Source organism: Chryseotalea sp. WA131a (assembly GCA_025370075.1).
Lineage (GTDB): Bacteria > Bacteroidota > Bacteroidia > Cytophagales > Cyclobacteriaceae > ELB16-189.
On sequence record CP073016.1, the window covers coordinates 872,361 to 893,368 of the forward strand.

22 protein-coding genes and 1 tRNA gene are annotated in these 21,008 nt (G+C 40.4%); 18 read left to right on the forward strand and 5 right to left on the reverse strand.

The features are described from left to right. Window positions 1–21: 21 nt before the first annotated feature. Window positions 22–663, reverse strand: coding sequence for a response regulator transcription factor (locus KA713_04005; protein ID UXE67778.1), 642 nt, complete (start codon window positions 661–663; stop codon window positions 22–24). 97 nt (window positions 664–760) lie between these two features. Between KA713_04005 and KA713_04010 the strand changes: the two genes are divergently transcribed. From KA713_04010 to KA713_04090, 17 genes are all read left to right on the forward strand, one after another. Continuing rightward, window positions 761–985 carry a helix-turn-helix transcriptional regulator gene (locus KA713_04010; GenBank protein ID UXE67779.1) on the forward strand — a complete coding sequence of 75 codons (225 nt, stop codon included), beginning with the start codon at window positions 761–763 and terminating at the stop codon, window positions 983–985. 1,598 nt (window positions 986–2,583) lie between these two features. Continuing rightward, window positions 2,584–2,826 (forward strand): hypothetical protein, encoded by a 243-nt coding sequence (locus tag KA713_04015; protein ID UXE67780.1) that lies wholly within the window; start codon window positions 2,584–2,586, stop codon window positions 2,824–2,826. Window positions 2,827–2,833: 7 nt separating this feature from the next. Next, window positions 2,834–3,136, forward strand: coding sequence for a thioredoxin (gene trxA / locus KA713_04020; protein UXE67781.1), 303 nt, complete (start codon window positions 2,834–2,836; stop codon window positions 3,134–3,136). Further along, window positions 3,136–3,843 carry a redoxin domain-containing protein gene (locus KA713_04025; GenBank protein UXE67782.1) on the forward strand — a complete coding sequence of 236 codons (708 nt, stop codon included), beginning with the start codon at window positions 3,136–3,138 and terminating at the stop codon, window positions 3,841–3,843. Before trxA ends, KA713_04025 begins: the two co-directional genes overlap by 1 nt. Before the next feature lie 38 nt (window positions 3,844–3,881). Further along, a complete protein-coding gene (locus tag KA713_04030; GenBank protein UXE67783.1) occupies window positions 3,882–4,511 on the forward strand; it encodes a Crp/Fnr family transcriptional regulator in 630 nt (209 codons plus the stop codon). Between the two features lie 67 nt (window positions 4,512–4,578). Further along, entirely contained in the window at window positions 4,579–5,376 is a 798-nt protein-coding gene (locus KA713_04035; GenBank protein ID UXE67784.1) for a sulfite exporter TauE/SafE family protein, read from the forward strand. Between the two features lie 127 nt (window positions 5,377–5,503). Then, complete coding sequence (locus tag KA713_04040) at window positions 5,504–6,904, forward strand: MBL fold metallo-hydrolase (protein ID UXE67785.1); 1,401 nt, start codon at window positions 5,504–5,506, stop codon at window positions 6,902–6,904. Between the two features lie 167 nt (window positions 6,905–7,071). Beyond that, window positions 7,072–8,382 (forward strand): TolC family protein, encoded by a 1,311-nt coding sequence (locus tag KA713_04045; protein ID UXE67786.1) that lies wholly within the window; start codon window positions 7,072–7,074, stop codon window positions 8,380–8,382. 10 nt (window positions 8,383–8,392) lie between these two features. Next, window positions 8,393–9,472, forward strand: coding sequence for an efflux RND transporter periplasmic adaptor subunit (locus tag KA713_04050; protein ID UXE67787.1), 1,080 nt, complete (start codon window positions 8,393–8,395; stop codon window positions 9,470–9,472). Between the two features lie 124 nt (window positions 9,473–9,596). After that, a complete protein-coding gene (locus tag KA713_04055) occupies window positions 9,597–12,788 on the forward strand; it encodes an efflux RND transporter permease subunit (GenBank protein ID UXE67788.1) in 3,192 nt (1,063 codons plus the stop codon). Between the two features lie 13 nt (window positions 12,789–12,801). Continuing rightward, window positions 12,802–13,119 carry a hypothetical protein gene (locus KA713_04060; protein ID UXE67789.1) on the forward strand — a complete coding sequence of 106 codons (318 nt, stop codon included), beginning with the start codon at window positions 12,802–12,804 and terminating at the stop codon, window positions 13,117–13,119. A gap of 16 nt (window positions 13,120–13,135) precedes the next feature. Continuing rightward, the gene (locus KA713_04065; GenBank protein ID UXE67790.1) at window positions 13,136–13,336 is read left to right on the forward strand and encodes a DUF2892 domain-containing protein; all 201 of its coding nucleotides are present in this window, start codon (window positions 13,136–13,138) and stop codon (window positions 13,334–13,336) included. Window positions 13,337–13,484: 148 nt separating this feature from the next. Next, complete coding sequence (locus KA713_04070) at window positions 13,485–13,691, forward strand: DUF2892 domain-containing protein (GenBank protein UXE67791.1); 207 nt, start codon at window positions 13,485–13,487, stop codon at window positions 13,689–13,691. Between the two features lies 1 nt (window position 13,692). Next, a complete protein-coding gene (locus KA713_04075; GenBank protein ID UXE67792.1) occupies window positions 13,693–13,896 on the forward strand; it encodes a hypothetical protein in 204 nt (67 codons plus the stop codon). Window position 13,897: 1 nt separating this feature from the next. After that, window positions 13,898–14,170, forward strand: coding sequence for a heavy-metal-associated domain-containing protein (locus tag KA713_04080; protein UXE67793.1), 273 nt, complete (start codon window positions 13,898–13,900; stop codon window positions 14,168–14,170). Between the two features lie 10 nt (window positions 14,171–14,180). Further along, a complete protein-coding gene (locus tag KA713_04085) occupies window positions 14,181–14,465 on the forward strand; it encodes a rhodanese-like domain-containing protein (protein UXE67794.1) in 285 nt (94 codons plus the stop codon). Window positions 14,466–14,469: 4 nt separating this feature from the next. Continuing rightward, a complete protein-coding gene (locus KA713_04090; protein UXE67795.1) occupies window positions 14,470–14,790 on the forward strand; it encodes a rhodanese-like domain-containing protein in 321 nt (106 codons plus the stop codon). 278 nt (window positions 14,791–15,068) lie between these two features. Here KA713_04090 and KA713_04095 read toward each other — a convergent pair. The 3 genes from KA713_04095 to KA713_04105 form a co-directional block, all read right to left on the reverse strand. After that, window positions 15,069–15,141: transfer RNA gene (locus tag KA713_04095), tRNA-Thr, on the reverse strand. A gap of 520 nt (window positions 15,142–15,661) precedes the next feature. Continuing rightward, on the reverse strand, window positions 15,662–17,491 hold the full coding sequence (locus KA713_04100; GenBank protein UXE67796.1) for a DUF349 domain-containing protein: 1,830 nt from the start codon (window positions 17,489–17,491) through the stop codon (window positions 15,662–15,664). A 97-nt stretch (window positions 17,492–17,588) separates the two neighbouring features. Further along, window positions 17,589–18,164: a YqgE/AlgH family protein gene (locus KA713_04105; GenBank protein ID UXE67797.1), complete on the reverse strand. Its 576-nt coding sequence runs from the start codon at window positions 18,162–18,164 to the stop codon at window positions 17,589–17,591. Between the two features lie 89 nt (window positions 18,165–18,253). Here KA713_04105 and pdxH point away from each other — a divergent pair, with 89 nt between their 5' ends. After that, on the forward strand, window positions 18,254–18,892 hold the full coding sequence (pdxH, locus tag KA713_04110; protein UXE67798.1) for a pyridoxamine 5'-phosphate oxidase: 639 nt from the start codon (window positions 18,254–18,256) through the stop codon (window positions 18,890–18,892). 43 nt (window positions 18,893–18,935) lie between these two features. Here pdxH and KA713_04115 read toward each other — a convergent pair whose 3' ends face one another. Beyond that, complete coding sequence (locus tag KA713_04115; protein UXE67799.1) at window positions 18,936–20,972, reverse strand: carboxy terminal-processing peptidase; 2,037 nt, start codon at window positions 20,970–20,972, stop codon at window positions 18,936–18,938. Window positions 20,973–21,008: the final 36 nt, after the last annotated feature.

Genomic DNA, 21,008 nt, shown 5'->3' on the forward strand with positions numbered 1-21,008 from the left:
ACGTGTAAGTATTTCTTCACTTTAGATAATTTTTGCCCTGCTTACTAAAGCAATTAATTGCTCTTTATTTGCGACTTCAAATTTTTTACACAGGTTTGCTCTATGATCTTCTATTGTGCGTGGGCTTTTATTTAGAATCTTTCCTATTTCAACGCTGCTATCCCCGTTGCAAACACCTTTTAGTATTGTCATCTCAAAATCCGACAACGAATGCTTTACAGTACTTTTTGGAAGTAAAGAAACTATCAGGTGCTTTTGGATAATTTCACTAGCAAGTTCTGTGAGGTAACTTCCACCATTGTACACAATACGTATAGCATTAAACAATTCATCTAGCCTAGCATCTTTACCAATAAAGCTTTTTACGCCCCGCGCATACATTTCAATAATGTTGGCTTCATAATCATATTGGGAGAAAGCTATTATTTTGATCTGGGGGTATAGCTTTTGCACTCTAATCGAAGTTTCAATGCCATCCATCTTAGGCATTCTAATGTCCATAAGAATTACTTCTGGTTTAGAATCCAGTAAGAGATCTAAAAGCTGGACGCCATTTTCAGCTTCCAATACAATTTCGAAATCATGCTCAGCTTCAATTACTTTAACCACTGACTTTCTAAACATCTGTTTGTCATCGACAATTGCTATCCTTATTTTGTTCATAGTACAGGTCTTTCGTGATTAAAGATAAAAATCATATCGGTAAACATAGCGCATCCATGCGTCTATTAAAAACTGCTTAAATATAGAGTTTGCCGATGTGATAAACATCCGCGATAAAAAACTTCTCAAAAATTTCGGTACACGTCTGAGGGAATTGCGGCTCAAAAAAGATTTAAGTCAAGAAATTTTAGCGTATGAGGCCGATATCCCAATTAGTCAAATTGGAAGGATTGAAAGGGGAGAGGTCAATGCAACTCTCAGTACGTTAAAGAAAATTGCCAATGCCTTGGGCATTTCACTTAGCGAGTTAGTAAAATTTTAAAATCGCCCTGTAAAGAATTTAAGCAAAAAAGAGCCCCTAAAAAGGGAGCTCTGATATAGAACACTCAAGCCATAAGAACCTGAGGCAAACCTCCCTAACACTGCAGGGAAGAACCGAAACCATGAATGGCCTAACGCCAAACCTAAACCCGAGCGATAGCCACCAGCCACCGATGCGGACACGAACGATATATTTAAACATAACGCCAGCACACGGGATCGGATAGAAAGGTGCAAGGGCCGCACAAAAAAAATACTACCCGCTGGAAGGAGGGAGGCACGACCGACTGACGGAGGGTGGAGATTTTTTTTGAAGCGGGCGCAGTGTCACCCTTGCAGCTTTCTATTCCGCAAGCCCGTAGCTTTGTGTTATGTTTAAGTATTGTCAACCACTCTCAATCCCAAGGTTTTGAATTGAAACTAAATCGTATCAGGCAACCTTGAGCGGTGGCCAGAGCCAAATGCGGGGTGGCGCGATGGCACGTGCGGGGAAGCATATTTGGCTCTTGATCTTTTTGTTTCTTTTTGCATCAAGGCAAAAAGAAAAGAAACCCCGCCAAAGGCGAACGCCACAGAAGCGCTGCGGAGCGCGAGCGGAGCAAATAGAAAAAAGTTGGTGAGCGATCTTTCAAAAGTTGTTGCGTAAACCATAATGTGAGGTGAACACTCTGATCCAATGCCCGCAGGTTCAATCATGCACCGGACCGAGCGATGGATAAAGCATGTGTAATGTAGGCTTTGGGTTGCGCGTGGCATGTGCGGCCTACATTACTTATGCTTGGCGCGTGGGTTGACCAACTGCGCGGTGGCAAAAACTTTTTGCACAGAAGTTTTATTTTAAAAGCCGCTCAATGCCGTGGTGCGAGCTTCTGGGCCCGTAGAAGCGCGGCCTTGAGCGGCTATTTAGCATAACGTCAAATTATATAACTGTGCGGCTGGCGAGCGTAGGATTTTTGTAGGTTGAAACCCCAAAGTTCCCCGCCTTCAAGCGGGGTTAACATAATATAATTATATAACTGCGTGTCAGGAACTTAGGGAAGCTAAAGTTATATAATTTATATTATGTTAAGTAGTGTTTTGACCTATATGTCAAATGGCGTAAAATGCCAAAAGTCGAAAAATTGAAAATGGAAGAGAAATTTGATGACCCACACATCCCCTTCGTGTTGCCTTTCTTAATTGGACAGAAAAAACAACACACACCTTAAAGGGTGTTTAAAGGAGAGTTTTGTTCGCTGTGTGACTTTGGTCACCTTTTTGGTGCGAATTGTCAGCTACCTTTGAGTGTAATCAAAAGTTTGAAAGTTTTACCATTGTAAACAGTGCTTCAAGTATAACAAGTAGCTTCTGGAATGATCGATATGCGGGTGCATTATTTTGGAAGCTTTCAATCCAGCCCAGCTAAAAAATTCTTCAGGCGGCCCCAAGGATTTGTCCATGTTACTTACCATGGAAATAGTGGAAGGAAATTTTAAAGAATTGGCCATTTAAGTATTGGCATATGAAACAATAATTCTTCAAGAGGGTAAATTCCACCAAGGTGAAGCTGAGGTAGTAAGATTTGTGGGAAGAAAAAAATAGACTAAAAAACAATAAAAAATGAAGACGAGAATTTTAACTAACTGGACTTTTATACGAGTACTCTATTTACTTATGGGCGGTTACATCATCTTTCAATCTGCAATCCATCAGCAATGGCTGGGCGTAGCGCTAGGAGGTTACTTTGCATCCATGGGCTTATTTGCTTTTGGTTGTGCTTCAGGAAGTTGCTTTACTGCCATACCTCCAAAACAAAAAGTAGAAACCGACATTCAAGAGGTGCAATACGAAGAAGTAAAATAAAAATAACATGGCAACTACATTTTCAGAGCTGATAAAAAGTGATACCCCCACCCTAGTAGATTTTTCTGCCGAGTGGTGTGGTCCTTGTAAAATGATGAAACCCATTTTGGACGAACTCAAAACAAGCGTTGGCGATAAAGCAACTATTATCAAAATAGATGTTGATAAAAACCCAAGCGTAGCTTCATCGTATAGAATCCAAGGCGTTCCTACGCTAATACTTTTTAAGAAAGGTGAAGTAAAATGGAGGCAATCTGGCGTGGTGCTTGCCAAGAATCTCGAACAAATAATTAATCAACATTCACTGTAATGAGAATACTATTTTCAATTACCCTGGTTGCCCTGCTAATCGGTGGTTGTTCCAATCGATCAACAGAATCATCAAATACTGTGCTTTCGCCATCAGCGTTTGCCGAAAAAATAAAAGCAGTTCCTTCACCAACCATTCTTGACGTGCGCACCCCAGCAGAATTTGCGAAGGGTCATGTAAAGAATGCTTTGAATTATGATTGGAATGGGATTGAATTTGATGCACAAATAGTAAACTTGGACAAATCAAAACCAGTTTTTATTTATTGCTTGAGTGGCGGAAGAAGTTCCGCTGCTGCAGACAAAATGAGAACAGTCGGTTTCAAAGAAGTGTATGAAATGCAAGGCGGATTGATGAAATGGAGAGCCGCTAATCTACCAGAAACTAAAGGTGCGGAGGAATCGCCTGATGGTTTAAGTAAACAACAGTTTGATGCGTTGCTTGAAACCAACAAATTAGTGCTAATTGATTTTTATGCCGACTGGTGTGCGCCTTGCAAAAAAATGAAGCCATATATAAATGAAATCTCAAAAGAGATGGCTGATAAGGTCGTTGTAATCAGCATAAATACAGACGAGAATCAGGCTTTATGTAAGGAATTGAACATTGATGCCATACCTGTGCTGCAAATTTACAAAGCAAAATCTCTGGTTTGGTCAAATACTGGCTTTATTGAGAAAGAAGCGGTCGTAAAACAATTACAATAGGTGAAAGAATTAGGGCTTGGCTTTTGTAACTTTGAAGTATGAGCGCATTGCAACTAAATTCAATTTTTCCTCAATTTGATACGGAACTGATTTCTAATCTGGAAAACATAGGTCAGGTAACTGAATTTAAGGAAGGTGAAATTCTGATGAGGTCAGGCCAATATTTCAAGAATTCACTTTTAATTTTAGAAGGCAGGGTAAAACTATACAGAGAGGGCGATGATGGTGAAGAGTTCTTTCTGTATTACCTCGAAAAAGGTGGTGCATGCGCCTTGTCCATGATTTGTGCTGCAAAAAATGAGACAAGTGCCATCAAAGCGCGAGCAATTACAAATGTAAAGGCATTAGCAGTACCTATTCTTCATATGGATGCGCTAATGAAGGAACATAAGCAATGGTATTATTTTGTATTGGAAACCTATCGCTCTCGCTTTAGCGAATTATTAGAGGTAATAGACCATGTTGTATTCCACTCAATGGATGAAAAACTCGAATTCTACCTGAAACGTCAATTCGATTCATTAGGCTCTAAAATTTCCATTACTCATCATGCAATTGCAGATGACTTAAATTCATCGCGCGAAGTAATTTCACGACTTTTAAAGAAGCTCGAATCTCAAAAGCGAATTTCCATTTCCAGGAATGAAATTACTCGCTTAAATTTTTGACACTATGTGACAATAGTCACTCAAAACAGGAAGGATAACCCCCAGCTTTGCTGAGAATTAATCGGCAATGGATAATTTTCTTGGTTATGTGGTTTCTGGCCTAATTGGGGTGTCTTTAGGTCTTATTGGCGGAGGTGGCTCAATAATCGCTGTTCCTATGCTGGTGTACTTATTTCACATCGAGCCCGTTTTCGCCACAGCCTATTCACTCGTTATTGTCGGTTCTACTTCTTTAGTGGGCAGCATTCGTAGTTCATTAAATAAAATGGTGGATTTCAAAACTGCTTTCTTGTTTTCAATTCCCTCGCTGGTTGCAGTTTATTTGACCAGACATTTTTTGCTGCCTCAAATACCCTCAATGATTTTCGCGGCTGGGGAATTTATCCTTACAAAAGATACTTTGCTTATGATCTTCTTTTCTGCTCTCATGATCATCGCTTCTCTCAAAATGATTACGAGCACGGCTACAGAAGTTCAAGACGGCTCCGAAATTCAATTCGACTATTTAAAGATGTCAATTCAAGCGATTATTTTGGGCATAGTTACAGGTATCATTGGAGCGGGTGGAGGATTTTTGATGATTCCTGCATTGGTTTTATTTGCTGGCCTTGGAATGAAAAAGGCGATTGGCACCTCCTTGGTCATCATTACGATCAATTCGTTGTCCGGTTTTTTGGGTGACCTAGGAACAGGTATTCAATTAAATTATACATTGGTAGCCATAATCTCTGGTTTTGCCATCGCGGGTGTTTTTGTCGGAACGTATCTATCAAAGTTTATTGATGGAAGTAATTTAAAAAAAGGTTTTGGTTGGTTTGCGTTAATAATGGCATTGGTAATCCTTGCTAAAGAGCTATTTTTTTAAAACTGCAATTGTCGGGAAACCCAAATTTTTCTCCAAAACACTACTTAGTGACAGAAGTCACCAACAAGCATTACAACACTCTCTACCTTTGTTATAACAACTAGCACACGAAAATAAAAACACAGCTATGACAATTGAACAAATTTATACCGGATGCTTGGCGCAAGGCGCTTATTATATCCGTTCTGGAAATGAAGCCGCCATTATTGATCCGCTTCGTGAAGTGGATTCTTACATAGAAAGGGCTCGAAACGATGGTGCTACTATTAAGTACATTTTAGAAACTCATTTTCACGCTGATTTCGTTTCAGGCCATTTGGATCTTGCTGCCAAGACAGGAGCAACAATAGTATTTGGACCAACAGCAGCTCCTAAATTCAAAGCTCATATTGCCATTGATGGTGAGGAATTGAAAGTGGGCAACATTGTATTCAAAGTATTGCACACACCTGGGCATACCATGGAATCAACTACCTACCTATTGAAAGATGAAGATGGAAAGGAAGTAGCCATATTTACAGGTGATACCCTTTTCTTAGGTGATGTAGGGCGTCCTGATCTGGCTCAAAAAGCAGCACACCTAACGAAAGAACAATTAGCGGGTCTTTTATTTGATTCATTGCATGCTAAGATAATTCCGTTATCGGATAGTCTTACGGTTTATCCAGCCCACGGTGCCGGTTCTGCTTGTGGCAAAAATATGAGCAAAGACACCGTTGATACATTAGGACATCAAAAGCAAACGAATTATGCATTACGGGCGAGCATGTCACGCGAAGAATTCATCAATGAAGTCACTGACGGCTTGGTAGCGCCACCAGCCTATTTTCCAGAGAACGTGAGAATGAACAAAGAAGGGTACGAAAGCATCGACAAAGTAATAAAATCAGGTACACAGCCTTTGACCACCGAAGAGTTTGAATGGATAGCCAATGAAACAGGCGCGTTGATTTTAGATACGCGTTCAGCTAATGACTTTAGGATGGGCTTTATACCCAACTCAATTAACATTGGTATTGAGGGCAGCTTTGCACCTTGGGTGGGTGCATTGATACCGGGAGTGAACCAGCCTCTTTTGATTATTAGCGATAAAGGCAGAGAAGAAGAGGTAGTTACTCGCTTGGCTCGTGTTGGTTATGACAATACACTTGGTTATCTGAACAACGGATTCGAATCTTGGGTAGCTGCAGGAAAAGAAACAGATACAATAGATTCAATTGCGGCTGAAGAATTATCAAATCAGTTGACAAAGGATACAATTATTATAGATGTCCGTAAGCAAAGTGAGTTTCAAGCTGAGCATGTAGAAGGTGCCATTAACCTTCCACTAGATTTTATTAATGATCATCTTGCTGAGATACCAAAGCAAGGAAAAGTATTTGTGCATTGCGCTGGCGGATACAGGTCTATGATTGCAATTTCTATTTTAAAAGCAAGAGGCTGGGACAATCTTATTGATGTGAGCGGGGGCTTCAAGGCTATCGCAGAAACAGCAATACCGAGGACAAACTTTGTTTGTGCGAAGTAGCGATTATTTAAACGTAACATTTTATTCATAAGAAAGAGACTGTAAGAATGCAGTCTCTTTTTTTTTAGATAATCTAAAATAAATAATAAATTCTGGTGAAGGTGACCTAGGTCACAGTGATCAGTTTTTGATTGGGATACTTTTGCACCAGTTAAAAAAAATTGATGATGAAAGAGTATTTAGGGTTGCTACTAGTTACATGGGGGTTATCGGTTTCTGCGCAAGAAATAGCTCCACTAAAATTACAAGATGCACTTGAAGTTGCTTTAAAGAGTAACAGAGAATTAGTCATCGCCAAATTAGATGAAGAAGGGAGCGCGGCTAAATTCAATCAGACGAATGCAGTTTTCCTTCCTCAGATCAATGTTAGCTATACCGCATTTACCTCAAATAATCCATTAAATGCTTTTGGTTTTAAGCTGCAACAGCAGGGCATAACCCAATCCGATTTTGACCCAAGCAGGTTAAACAATCCATCCGCTACACCAAATTTCATGGCCAAGGCGGAGCTGAATCAACCGTTAATCAATATGGACATGATTTACGCGCGGATGGCTGCCCATGAGCAAATCAATGTTTACGCTTATAAAACGAAACGCACCAAGGAGTTTATAATCCTTGAGGTTCAAAAGGCGTATACACAGTTGCAATTGGCACACGAAGCGGTGAATGTTTTAAACGAGGCTCTTCAAACAAGTAACGCAATTTATACATCCACTAACAATCGTTTTGAAAAGGGCTTGCTTCAAAAGTCAGACGTGTTGCAAGTGCAAGTGCAGGTAACCGCCACAGAGAGTAAGTTATCTGAAGCAAAAAGTAATGTAAAGAATGCCTCTGATTATTTGAGCTTGTTAATGGGAACAAAAACGGGAATTGTTTATGCTACAGACAGTATCAGTCGAGTTAATAATGAGCAAGCAATAGAATTACAAGTAAATGAAGGCCGTGCAGATTTTCAATCGATGAAAGCCGCTATACGGGCGCAAGATAGGATGATCAGTTCCGGAAGAATGGCTTACATACCCAAGCTTAATGCGTTCGCAAATTATTTTATCAACGACAAATCAGCCTTGGGGTTTGGTTCTAATTCGTATTTGCTAGGGGCTCAATTTTCATGGAATGTATTCTCGGGCACATCAGCAAAATATAAAGTTTCTGAGTATCAGGTAGGGCGCAACAAATTAGAACAGCAACTCAAGTATCAGAAAGAACAAAGCCAGTTGGAACTTGATAAAGCCAATCGTCAACTGAATGATGCATCTTTTTCGATCAAGCAATATGAAACATCGGTTAGCCAGGCTAGCGAAGCGTTGCGGATTCTTAAAAACCGTTTCGAACAAGGTTTGGTAACCAGCAACGATCTTTTACAAGCACAGGCTTCTTTGTCGCAACAAAAATTAATGAGAGCTCAAGCCATCTTTCAATACAATACAACAATATCCTATCTCCAATTTTTAACATCAACATCAGAAAAATAAAACGACTTATATGAATTTTAGAATAAATCAAATTGCAATCGTGCTGGCCTTTGGTGGAGTTTTACTTAGTTGTTCAGGAAATGAAAAGGAAAATCAATCTACCAAGGAAGAAGCAGTTCTTGTGACAGTAGGTTCAGTGTCAACTCAATCAACTAATTACATAACAACGAGCGGTCAAGTTACTTCAAAAGAAACGGCCGTAATAAGTACCCGTGTAATGGGCTTTGTTACTGGTTTCAAAGTTAAGGTAGGAGATAAAGTAAAAAAAGGACAATTGCTTGTAACGATCAGCAACGGAGACATTTTGGCTAAACGCGCACAGGCACAAGCCATGTTAACGGAAGCCGAAGCAGCATTGAAAGATGCGAAGAAAGATTATGAACGTTATGAAGAATTGTACAAGCAGAAAAGTGCCTCAGCTAAAGAGTTTGAGAACATAACGCTTCACTACAATTCAGTTAAGGCAAAAGTAGAAGCCGCCCACCAAATGAAAAACGAAGCGGATGCAATGCTTATCTATACAAATTTAACGGCTCCTTTCTCCGGAATTGTTACTCAACGCAACCTTGATGAAGGAAGTACGGCCAATCCTGGGATTCCAATATTAATGGTAGAGCAAGTGAGTAGTTACGAAGTGAGGGCATCTGTTTCTGAGGCAGATATTGCCAACATCAAAACAGGCATGGCAGCAGAATTGGAAGTAAAATCAACAGGCAAGAAGTATATCGGCAAAATAGGGGAAGTAAGCACTTCATCTCAATACAGTGGCGGTCAGTATTTTATTAAAATTTCGCTACCGTCTCAACAAGAACTTTTCTCAGGAATGTTTGTAAATGTTGCGATACCAATAGCAAACGCTAAAACCAACGAGAATAATATCTTAATCCCAGCCTCGGCACTAATTTATAAAGATCAATTGGTCGGCATCTACACCATCAGCCAAAGTAACAAAGCAATACTCCACTGGCTAAAAATTGGTAAAACTACTGGCGATAAAGTGGAAATTCTTTCTGGCCTAAATGCGGATGAAAAATTCATTCTTCAAAGCGAAGGTAAGCTCTTTAATGGCGCACCGATAAGTGTGAAATAGACTTCCAAAAAACAGAATTAACATAACGTGAAGTGGTAAACCCAACGTCTCATGTCTCAATACTAATATCTCACTACTTACTTCTTACTACTAACATCTCACTACTCACATCTCTTTACTAATTATGAACGAAGGATTATCAGGCAACATTGCTAAGGCATTTATCAAATCAAAGCTTACTATTTTATTGATGGTAGCTTTCTTGCTCATCGGGGCTTTTAGCACCATGCTAACGCCACGCGAAGAAGAACCCCAGATTGATGTACCCATGGCAGATATTTTTCTTCGCTATCCGGGAGCTTCACCAAAAGAAGTCGAAGCCCGTGTGGCTAAACCATTGGAAAAAATAATTTCCAATGTAAAGGGGGTGGAGTACGTTTACTCTACTTCTATGAATGGCCAGGCAATGGTTATCGTACAGTTTTATGTAGGCGAGGATATTGAACGCTCATTGGTAAAACTCTACAATGAGTTGATGAAGAACATGGATCAAATGCCCCCAGGTGTTTCCATGCCATTAGTAAAAACACGTGCAATAGATGACGTGCCCGTATTGGGCATCACCTTGTGGAGCGAAAAGTACAATGACTTTGAACTAAAACAACTTGGCCAAGCCTTAACAAGTGAGATCAAGAAAATACCCAATGTGGCAACCGTAAATATTATCGGTGGCCGAAGCCGTCAGGTAACAGTAATATTAGATAAAGATAAGTTAGCTCAAAATCATATTGATTTCCTTTCCATTAGCAAGCAGCTAGCTGGCAGCAATGCACAAATGCAAAGCGGTAACATGATTAACCGCGATACCGTGTTCTCAATTGATGCTGGTAACTTCCTTTCATCAGCGGAAGAAGTAGAAAATTTGATAATTGGATCCAATCAGGATAAACCTGTTTACTTGAAGCAAGTGGCCAAAGTTGAAGATGGTGCAGAGAGTCCATCTCAATATGTGTTTTTTGGATACGGTATGCACAGCGATACACTTGCCAGTAAGTACAGGTCTAATTATCCTGCGGTTACGCTTTCAATAGCCAAAAAGAAAGGAGCTGATGCGATGAATCTTTCTGAGCAAATAGTAGCAAAAGTGGAACACCTAAAGAAGGAATTGATTCCTGCTGATGTAAACGTAACACAAACCAGAAACTATGGGGAAACAGCTTCTGAGAAAGTATCGGAGCTTTTGCTTCATCTTTTTGTAGCTGTAATATCCGTAACTCTTTTCGTAATGCTGGCAATGGGTTGGCGTGGAGGTCTGGTGGTATTCTTATCGGTGCCAGTAACATTTGCGCTGACATTGTTTAGTTACTACATGATGGATTACACCCTTAATCGCATCACACTTTTTGCATTGGTATTTATTACCGGTATTGTGGTGGACGATTCAATCATTATTGCAGAGAATATGCACCGCCATTTTAAAATGAAAAAGTTGCCCTTTTTACAAGCCGCAATCTTCGCGATTAATGAAGTGGGTAACCCGACCATCTTGGCAACGTTTACTGTTATTGCTGCAGTTCTTCCAATGGCATTTGTTTCTGGAATGATGGGGCCTTATATGAGTCCTATGCCTATTGGAGCTTCGATCGCCATGATGCTGTCACTTGTGGTGGCGTTAACACTTACCCCTTATTTGGGTTACGTGTTTCTTCGCGAGAAGGAAGGACATAGCAGCAAACCGCATCCTACACTAGAGGAATCCAAAATTTACAAACTATACAAAGCCGTTATCAACCCAATGTTGGAAACACGTTGGAAACGCTGGGCATTTATTTTAGGCACTGTGGCGATACTTCTTTTCTCCTTTTCATTCTTTTATATGAAATGGGTAGCGGTAAAAATGTTACCGTTCGATAATAAGAATGAGTTTCAAGTAGTAATTGACATGCCAGAAGGCACTACACTTGAGCGCACTTCTGTAGTTACTCAAGAGATTGGCCAGTATTTGGCTGATCAAAGATTGGTAGTAAACTACCAAGGCTATGTAGGCACTGCCGGGCCCATCAGTTTTAATGGATTGGTAAGGCATTACGATTTGCGCAGAGGCAACAACGTAGCCGATATTCAAGTGAACTTGGTGGATAAAAAGGATAGAAGCATTCAAAGCCATGCCATTGTAAAACAATTGAGACCTGCCGTTCAGGCCATTGCAAAAAAGTACAACGCCAACGTAAAATTAGTAGAAGTACCTCCGGGTCCTCCAGTGCTTTCTACGATTGTTGCAGAAATATATGGCCCTGACTATGGTGAGCAAATCAAAGTAGCGCAACAAGTAAAAAACATCATTGGTCAAAACGAAGGAGTGGTTGACATGGATTGGATGACAGAAGCTGATCAAACAGAATACTCGTTTGAGGTTGACAAAGAAAAAGCAATGAGAATGGGTGTAGCTCCTGCACAAGTGGTGGCCACTATGAATGGTGCTCTTAGCAATATGCCAGTGGGTATTATGCACAATCCTGTTTCGTTCGATCCTGTGAATATTGTTCTTCAACTAAGCGATGCCGACAAATCCAATCTCGAGAAAATCAAAGGATTGAAAGTAATCAATCAGCGCGGCATGGCTATTCCAATTGGTGATCTAGTACACATATCTAAAAAGGTGAAAGAGAAAAGTATCTATCGTAAAAATCAAAAGCGAGTAGTATTTGTGTTAGCTGATTTGGCGGGCGATTTGGAAAGCCCTACTTATGCCATGATGGATATTTCTAAGAAGTTGAATGAAGTAAAAATGCCGCAAGGCTATGAATTAAAAGAGTTATACAACCACCAACCGGAATTTGAAGACGATTATACACTTAAGTGGGACGGAGAATGGCAAATTACTTTTGAGGTATTCCGTGATTTGGGAATTGCGTTTGGAGTAGTTATTATTTTGATCTACATGCTTATTGTAGGATGGTTTCAAGACTTTAAAGTTCCAATCGTAATGCTTGCAGCCATTCCGCTTTCACTCATAGGCATCATTCTAGGTCACTGGATTATGGGTGCTTACTTCACAGCGACCTCTATGATCGGTTTTATTGCACTGGCAGGGGTTATGGTGCGTAATTCAATTCTTCTAATTGATTTTATTAACATCCGCTTAGAAGAAGGCATACCATTAAAGCAAGCCATTATTGAGGCGGGAGCGGTGCGTACAACACCTATTTTATTGACAGCAGGAGCAGTGGTATTAGGAGCAATTATCATACTATTTGATCCCATTTTTCAAGGCTTGGCGATATCCTTAATGGGAGGAACAATTACGTCCACATTCCTTACCCTCATAGTAGTCCCGCTACTCTACTTTAAAATGATGCGCAGTTCAACTAAATAAAAATACTGACAAGATGAAACTATTAATAATAACAAGTCTAAAGGATTATCAGAAAGAAGCAATCAAGCTATTTCATAAGGCAGGCATAAAAGTATTTAGCGTATCCAAAACGATGGGCTTTAAAGAAAACGATTCAGCTAATTTAATGGATAGCTGGTTCAGCAATGAGGCAGAATACTTTGATTCCATAGTTTTGTTCTCGTTTACCACAGACGAGAAGTCTAGCCATGCTTTGGAGCTGGTGAATTTATACAACACTGAAAACAAAAATGAGTTCCCAATTCGGGCATTCATAATGTCTATTGAAAAGGCTAGTTATCAAATTTCCTAACATAAAAATTATATACATGCGCGAACGAATTGTAAGAACAGTAGCAGGCACTTTTGTATTGATCAGTTTAGTTTTAGCCTTTTGGGTAAGTAATTATTGGCTATGGTTTACTGCCTTTGTGGGTGTTAACTTGATTCAATCTTCCTTCACGGGATTCTGCCCTTTGGAAAAAATATTGGACAAGCTGAATATCGCGAAGAAGGTGAAAACAAGTTAGTGGTTTACAATAATCGCTCGCCAGATTTATTTTTATGAATGTGACAATAGTCACATTCAACCTACTCTTTATGGTTTAACTTTACATAACGATCGACAGCCAGAGCTAGAGCTTTCAAAGCCGTTTTAACCTTTAAAAACAAATATTTATGAAAAAGAACATGGGTATGGCAGACCGAGTTATCCGAATTTTCGTAGCACTAATAATTGCTGGCTTGTATTTTACAAACCAAATCACTGGTTTGGCGGCAATTATCCTTTTGATTTTTGCGGGTATTTTCATCCTTACAAGTTTTATTAGTTTTTGTCCATTGTATTTCCCGTTCGGGATTTCCACAAAGGTCAAACAAAAGTAAAATGGAGTTTATTGCTAAATATAAACTCACCTTGATAGGTGTAGTTGTGGGCTCGATTGGTGGCTTTCTATATTATTATTTTATAGGTTGTTCCAGTGGCACATGTGCTATTACTTCAAATCCTATAAATAGTTCTTTGTATGGAGCTTTGATGGGTGGTTTGGTTTTTAACATGACAAAAGAACAGAAAGCTAAAAAAGAATAAGATGAACTCAGAGAAAGTTATCGTTGCTAACATGAAGTGTAATGGTTGTGCTACCACGATTAAAAATGAACTGCTTAAAATGGAAGGCGTAAAGAGTGTTGACATTGACATAGAAAATGACAGCATTGATCTTTCGTATGAAAATATTCAAAGAGACTTAATCATCAACAAGCTGCATTCATTAGGCTATCCAGAAGCAACAGAAAAAAATGGCCTGCTGCTCCAGCTAAAAAGTTATACCAGTTGTATGATTGGAAAAATCAATAATCTTTAAATCAATAAGTATGAATATCGAAGAAGTAATAAGAGAAAAACAAGGAACAATCGTAGATGTGCGATCCCCTGCAGAATTTATGGGTGGTAATGTAGAAGGATCAATCAATATTCCGTTACAGGAAATTACAAGCAAAATAGATGAACTAAAGAATTTAAAACAGCCATTGGTATTGTGCTGCGCTTCTGGAAATCGCAGTGGGCTGGCACATCGCTACTTGATGCAGCAAGGCATTGATTGTTTAAATGGTGGATCTTGGATGGATGTAAATTACTATCAATCACAAATCGTGTAAACAAATGATTAACACAATCAAAAAATTATTAGGCTTAGGTCCAAAAGTGGATTATGCACAATTGATAAAAGAGGGTGCTATTATCTTAGATGTTCGCACGAAAGCGGAATATCAACATGGCCATATAAAGGGGTCACAAAACATTCCTCTCGATATGATTCCAAATCATTATTCAAAACTAAAAAAGGACGAAACAATTATCACATGTTGCGCTTCGGGCATGAGAAGCGCCTCGGCAAAAAGCCTCTTACAGTCAAAAGGTTTTTTAAAAGTCTACAATGGAGGCGGGTGGAGCAGCCTTCAAAGTAAAATTCAGAAAGGATAACTTTAAAAATGACCGGTTTCGAACTGTGATTTCGAAAGGAACTAGATTGTATGGCATATTGAATCATAAATGCCCTAAATGCCGTTAATGATCATGCCGGATCGGAGTATAAAAAAAACACCGCTCAATTTGAACAGTGTTTTAGAAGAGCCCCCTGTCGTCCCGAATTGTTCGGGAGAACTAACGACCTACTGATTATCCCGCAGATGCGGGACTCAACCAGCTTAGTTTTCGGAGTATAAAAAAAACACCGCTCAATTTGAGCAGTGTTTTAGAAGAGCCCCCTGTCGGAATCGAACCAACGACCTACTGATTACAAGTCAGTTGCTCTACCAGCTGAGCTAAGGAGGCTTTTAACATTTTTATTTCAACCTCTCGCCTACTGATTATCCCGCAAGTGCGGGACTCTACCAGCTGAGCTAAGGAGGCTTTTACCATTTTTATTTCAACCTCTCGCCTACTGATTATCCCGCAAGTGCGGGACTCTACCAGCTGAGCTAAGGAGGCTTTTACCATTTTTATTTCAACCTCTCGCCTACTGATTATCCCGCAAGTGCGGGACTCTACCAGCTGAGCTAAGGAGGCTTTTAACATTTTTATTTCAACCTCTCGCCTACTGATTATCCCGCAAGTGCGGGACTCTACCAGCTGAGCTAAGGAGGCTTTTAACATTTTCATTTCAACCTCTCGCCTACTGATTATCCCCGCAAGTGCGGGACTCTACCAGCTGAGCTAAGGAGGCTTTTAACATTTTCATTTCAACCTCTCGCCTACTGATTATCCCCGCAAGTGCGGGACTCTACCAGCTGAGCTAAGGAGGCTTAAAAGAGGCGCAAAAATACGCCAAGATTCTGGTTTTGCAAGGGCTTGCCTATGCCTGATTCAACATTTTTAATTGCTTCTTTAAATGCTGCAAATGAACTGTCAACTCTTCCACTTTTTGACCATATTCTTGCTTCATCTGTTCTGCATTTTTAGAACGTTCAAAGAAGGATAAGTTGTTCTTTAACACTGCTATATCATTCTCTACTTTTACCATCTGTTTGCGAATGGATTGCTCCTTATGAACAATTTTCCGGTCAGCTTGCGGGTCATTTTTCAAACCCGACAACTGAATTTCCAATTCGGCATCATGTCGATCTTCCACGCTTAGGCTTGCAATGGATGATAGTGCTTTGGATAACGCATCGTTGAAGCGCGACTTAATGCTGGCCATATCCTTTTTTGGCACAAATCCAATGGAATTAAACTGAGTTTGAATAGCGCGAATGGACTCTACCGTAGCCGATTTGTTTTCAATCAAACCAAGCAAATCTTTAATTAGATTATCTTTCTTGATTAAGTTCTCTTCTTGCTCTGCATTGGCCTTCGATTGCAGTCCTCTCCATTGTTCAAAGAAATAATCGCAAGCTTCCTTGAACTGAGCAAAAATTTTCTCGCGCTGCTTCTCTGGCACAGGGCCAATCTCTTTCCATTGCACCTGCAGCGTCTTCAACTCTTGGCTGGTTTTATCCCACTCAGTGCTGTCTTTTAGGGCAATTGCTTTGGTAACTATTTCCTCCTTCAGTTTTAGGTTCTTACCGCGCTCTTCGTCCAGTTTTTTAAAGAAAAGGCTTTTGTTGTGGAAAAATGTTTTGAATGGAGACCAGAATTGTTTGTTTACTTCCTTTTGCTTCGATCGTGGCACCCCTCCTATTGAATCCCACTTTTTCTGCAGTTCCAAAATCTCTTTCGTCTTCTGATTCCAGTCTTTTATTTTATCGCTTGCAAAAGTTCCGTAGGTAAGTGCTTCATCGCACAATATCACTTTTGCTTCTAGATTCTTGTTAAGTTCCGCTTGCAGGTTGGCTACAAATTCATCGCGTTTGCTGTAAACGGCATCCGATGCAGCCTTGAATTGCTGCCACAAGTTCTCCTGTTCTTCTTTCGGCACGGGCCCAATGTGCTTAAACTCATTGTGCAATTCATTCAGTTCGCGAACGGCTACAGGAATGGATTTTTCATTCAATAGCTTGGTTGCTTTGATGCAAAGTTCGCGCTTGGCCTCAAGGTTTTTTTTTCGGTCGAGTTCTTTTAACTCAAAGTAAATGGTGCGGTGATCGTAAAACCGATCAATGATGGCATTGTAGCTCGCCCACATTTCTTTGACATGTGAGGTTGGCACAGGCCCAGAATGTTTCCACTCCTTTTGTAGTTCTTTAAATTGGTGAAACGTACTAGGGGAATCTTCGCCATCCACCAAATTTCTTAACTTCTCCAGTATTTCATTTTTTATTCGCAGGCTCTCAGCTTTTTTCTCTTCTAATCCTTTGTAGTATTGATTTCTACGGTCGCGAATCAATTTTAAGGTTGCGTCAAATTGATGATCGAGTTCATCTATCCTAAAGTCAAAGTCATCCTTGTTTCCACCGTCTGCCAAAAATTTGCTTAAAGCAGATTGTTTTTCTGATTCGCGAAGTTCATCGTAAAGCGGTTTGGCTTCCTTCAACAAACGATCTACTTTTTTGAAATCGTCTTCTCGCGAAAGATCTTTCAGCAACGTCACAAAATCTTTTTTGGCGAATTGCGAAAAGTCAATAGCCTTTTCTTCTTCCACCAATTCGGGCAATACGCCTTCCGTGGTTAGGTTGGTGACGGAAACATCCATTACCTCGCTATTCAGCAAGTCATTCTGCATGGGCAGTCCATTTTCAGTTATCATACTTCACTTTTCATCTAAGGGTAACAAAAATACGAAATGGGTATTAAAATCTGGTATAATCAGACATTCGATTATTGGGCCTTTTCGGTTGCCTTCTTTAATTCATGGACGGATCTACCGGGTAATTTGAATAAATAGAAAATCGGCCGCCTAAATTTTGGAGCGATTTCTTCCACATTACTTCAGGCAACGTCTCAAAAATCAGTTCTTCCGACAAACGATTGCTTACAATCCATGAATTCACTTTTAGTTCTTCTGCCAATTGCCCAGGCGACCAGCCACTGTAACCCAAAAAAAATTTGATATGCCACTCTTCTATTTGCCCCGTTTCGATCAGCAGCATAATCTGTTCAAAATTGCCTCCCCAGTAAATTCCTTCTACTACTTCGATTGAATCCGTAACGCCACTTACTCGATGAATGTAATGAAGTGTGTCTTGCTGCACGGGGCCTCCGATACAAACAGGGCTTCGCAAATTTGTTATGTCGGGCATTACATCTCCTATTTGCGATTCGGACGGTTTGTTCAAAATAAAACCTACGGAGCCTTCTTCATTATGCTCCGTTAACAAAATAAGCGTACGCTCGAAATTTGGATCTGGTAAATAGGGCTCCGATGCCAATAATCGCCCCTTGGCGGGCTGTAACTTATTTTGGTAGTTGAAATAGTCCATTCTCCTCAATCCTAAATTCACCACAATAAAATAAGGAGAACGCTGAGAAGCAAACTCATCATTTAGTAATTTTTGGAAAATTTGAAACCATGGAATTGTCGGATATAAGAAAGGAGTACACCTTGAGGGATTTGGATAGCAAGGATGTTATGCAAAACCCTATAAAACAATTCGAGTTGTGGATGAAAGAAGCGATTCTGGCCAAGGTAAACGAGCCCAATGCGATGACCCTCTCAACGGTTACCACAGATGGCAGACCCTCTGCCCGAATTGTTCTTTTGAAAGGAATTGAAGACGATCAATTTGTTTTCTATACAAACCTTCAAAGCCAAAAAGGAAAGGAGTTGGACGGCAATCCCGCCTGTGCGCTTACTTTTTTCTGGCCCGAACTGGAAAGGCAAGTGCGCATTGAAGGAACCGCCATTCAGGTAAAAGAAGATGTAGCTGTCGCCTATTTTCAGAGCAGACCGCGCAGCAGCCAGGTGGGCGCATGGACATCGCCACAAAGTTCTATTATAAAAGACCGGCAATTATTGGACGAGCGTGCTGCTGAAATTGAAAAACGATTTACAGGCGAGCAGATCCTGCCAAAACCAAAGCAATGGGGAGGCTACCAAGTGCAGGCAAACGAAATTGAATTTTGGCAAGGGCGTCCCAGCAGACTACACGATAGAATAGTTTATTATTTAGTTGATGGAAAATGGACTAAACATCGGTTAGCACCTTAACCTCAATTCAATAACTAACTGAACAACAATCTATTGATTGCCTCTATCCTATCCTTTTTGTGAGCAATTCGGATAGTATCAAAAGACCCTCTCTAAGAAATTCGTCATCCATCTTTTTCAAGTTATTGGATGGTACGCCATCGGAGTTTATTGAAACTTTGGTATCCAACTTTTCGGATGACTTTTTCTTTTCGGCTTCGCTCATCTCTTGTTTGCGTATCGTTTCGTTCAACGAAATTTTTGTTTGAGAAAGTGTCTTTTTTAAGTCTTCCGTTTCTGCAGTATATTTTTTGAGATTGGCATCGAACTTCATCCTGTCTCTAAACGACTGATTTAGCTGGGCAATCACCTTGCTATTGATGCTACTGCTTTTCTGGAACGAAACCGACTTGATCACATCCCACGGCAACGCACTAGGGTTGGCACTTTCACCATAATGTTCGGCATCCAATGCACTTGGCATCACAATATCAGGCATCACACCTTTGTGTTGGGTACTGCTGCCCGTTACACGGTAAAATTTTTGAAACGTAAACTTTAACTCACCCACTGGCTCGTTGGCCGGAAGGGCTCGTTTTAGATCATAGACTGTTTGCACCGTTCCTTTTCCATAGGTGGATTCGCCCACGATAACGCCCCTTTGGTAATCTTGAATGGCACCCGCAAATATTTCGGATGCAGAAGCACTGAATCGATTGGTGAGCACCACCAATGGCCCGTTGTAGAAAATATCTTTATCATCGTCTGGCAATACTTCCACCCGATTCATTGAATTTTTTACTTGAACCACTGGTCCCTCTTTAATAAACAAACCAGTAAGATGTACCGCCTCCTCCAACGCACCTCCACCATTGTTTCTCAAATCCATTACCAAACCGTCTACTCCTTCCGCTTTTAGTTCGCCTATCAACTTGCGCACATCGCGTGTGGTGCTTCGGTAGTCAGGATTCCCTTTTTGATACTCATCAAAATCCCTGTAAAAGCCCGGCAGCGTGATGACCCCCAACTTCATTTCCTTGCCATCTTGTTGATAACTGATCACCTGCTTTTTAGCCGCTTGGTCTTCTAACTTTACTTTTTCACGCACAATGGATATTTCTTTTGATGGCCCCTTAACGCCCGTTAGCGCAGGGAATATTTGAAGCCTCACCGTAGTGCCCTTAGGGCCTTTGATCAATTTAACAACATCGTCTATTCGCCAGCCGATGACGTCTACCATTTCACCATCTTTGCCCTGCGCCACTCCTGTTATGATGTCATTGGCACTTAGCAATCCTGATTTTGCAGCAGGGCCACCGGGCACAATCTCAAATATCTTGGTGTAATCGTTATCGGTTTGAAGCCGCGCGCCAATCCCTTCCAGCGAGAGGCTCATGCTTTGCTTGAATAACTCAGTTGATTTTGGTGATAAATAATTGGTATGGGGATCAAAAGCCTCTGTAATCGAGTTCATGTAAAGACTGAAAACATCTTCAGCATTTACTTGCGACATTGATTTTACGAAACGCTCGTATCTTTTCTTTAAGGTTTCTTTTATCTCATCTGGTTTTTTGCCAGCCAATTTCAAACTCAAGGCTTGGCTCTTCACTACCTTACGCCATAAGTTGTTTAATTCTTCGGTTGACTTTGCCCACGGCTCTTTTTCGCGCTCGGTTTCATACACTTCATTGCTAGAATAATCAAAATTCTGGTTGATCAACGTGTTCAACGCATAGTCCATTCGTTCTTTGTAGCGTTTCCTGAAAAGGTTATAGATTTCATAGGCTGGTTCGATGTTTTCTTGAACGGTCAAATCATCGATTGTTGACCGGTATTTCTCAAACGACTTAATATCCGAAGCCAAGAAATAAGACTTGTTGTTGTCCATTTCTTTGATGTAGTGATCCAAAATAGTCGCAGACAACGAATCGTTTAGGGTAATCTTGCGGAAATGATTTTTGTTCAATATCTGAACGATCACATTCGCTTCTCGTCCATACACCGGTTTACTCACCAATTTGGCTGTATCCAACCCGTTGAATCCATACAATATCCCTGCTTGAACACACCAACCAATTACTACTACCAATCTTTTCATCATAGAAAATTAAAACTAAAATTTTAAGGTCTTACACAC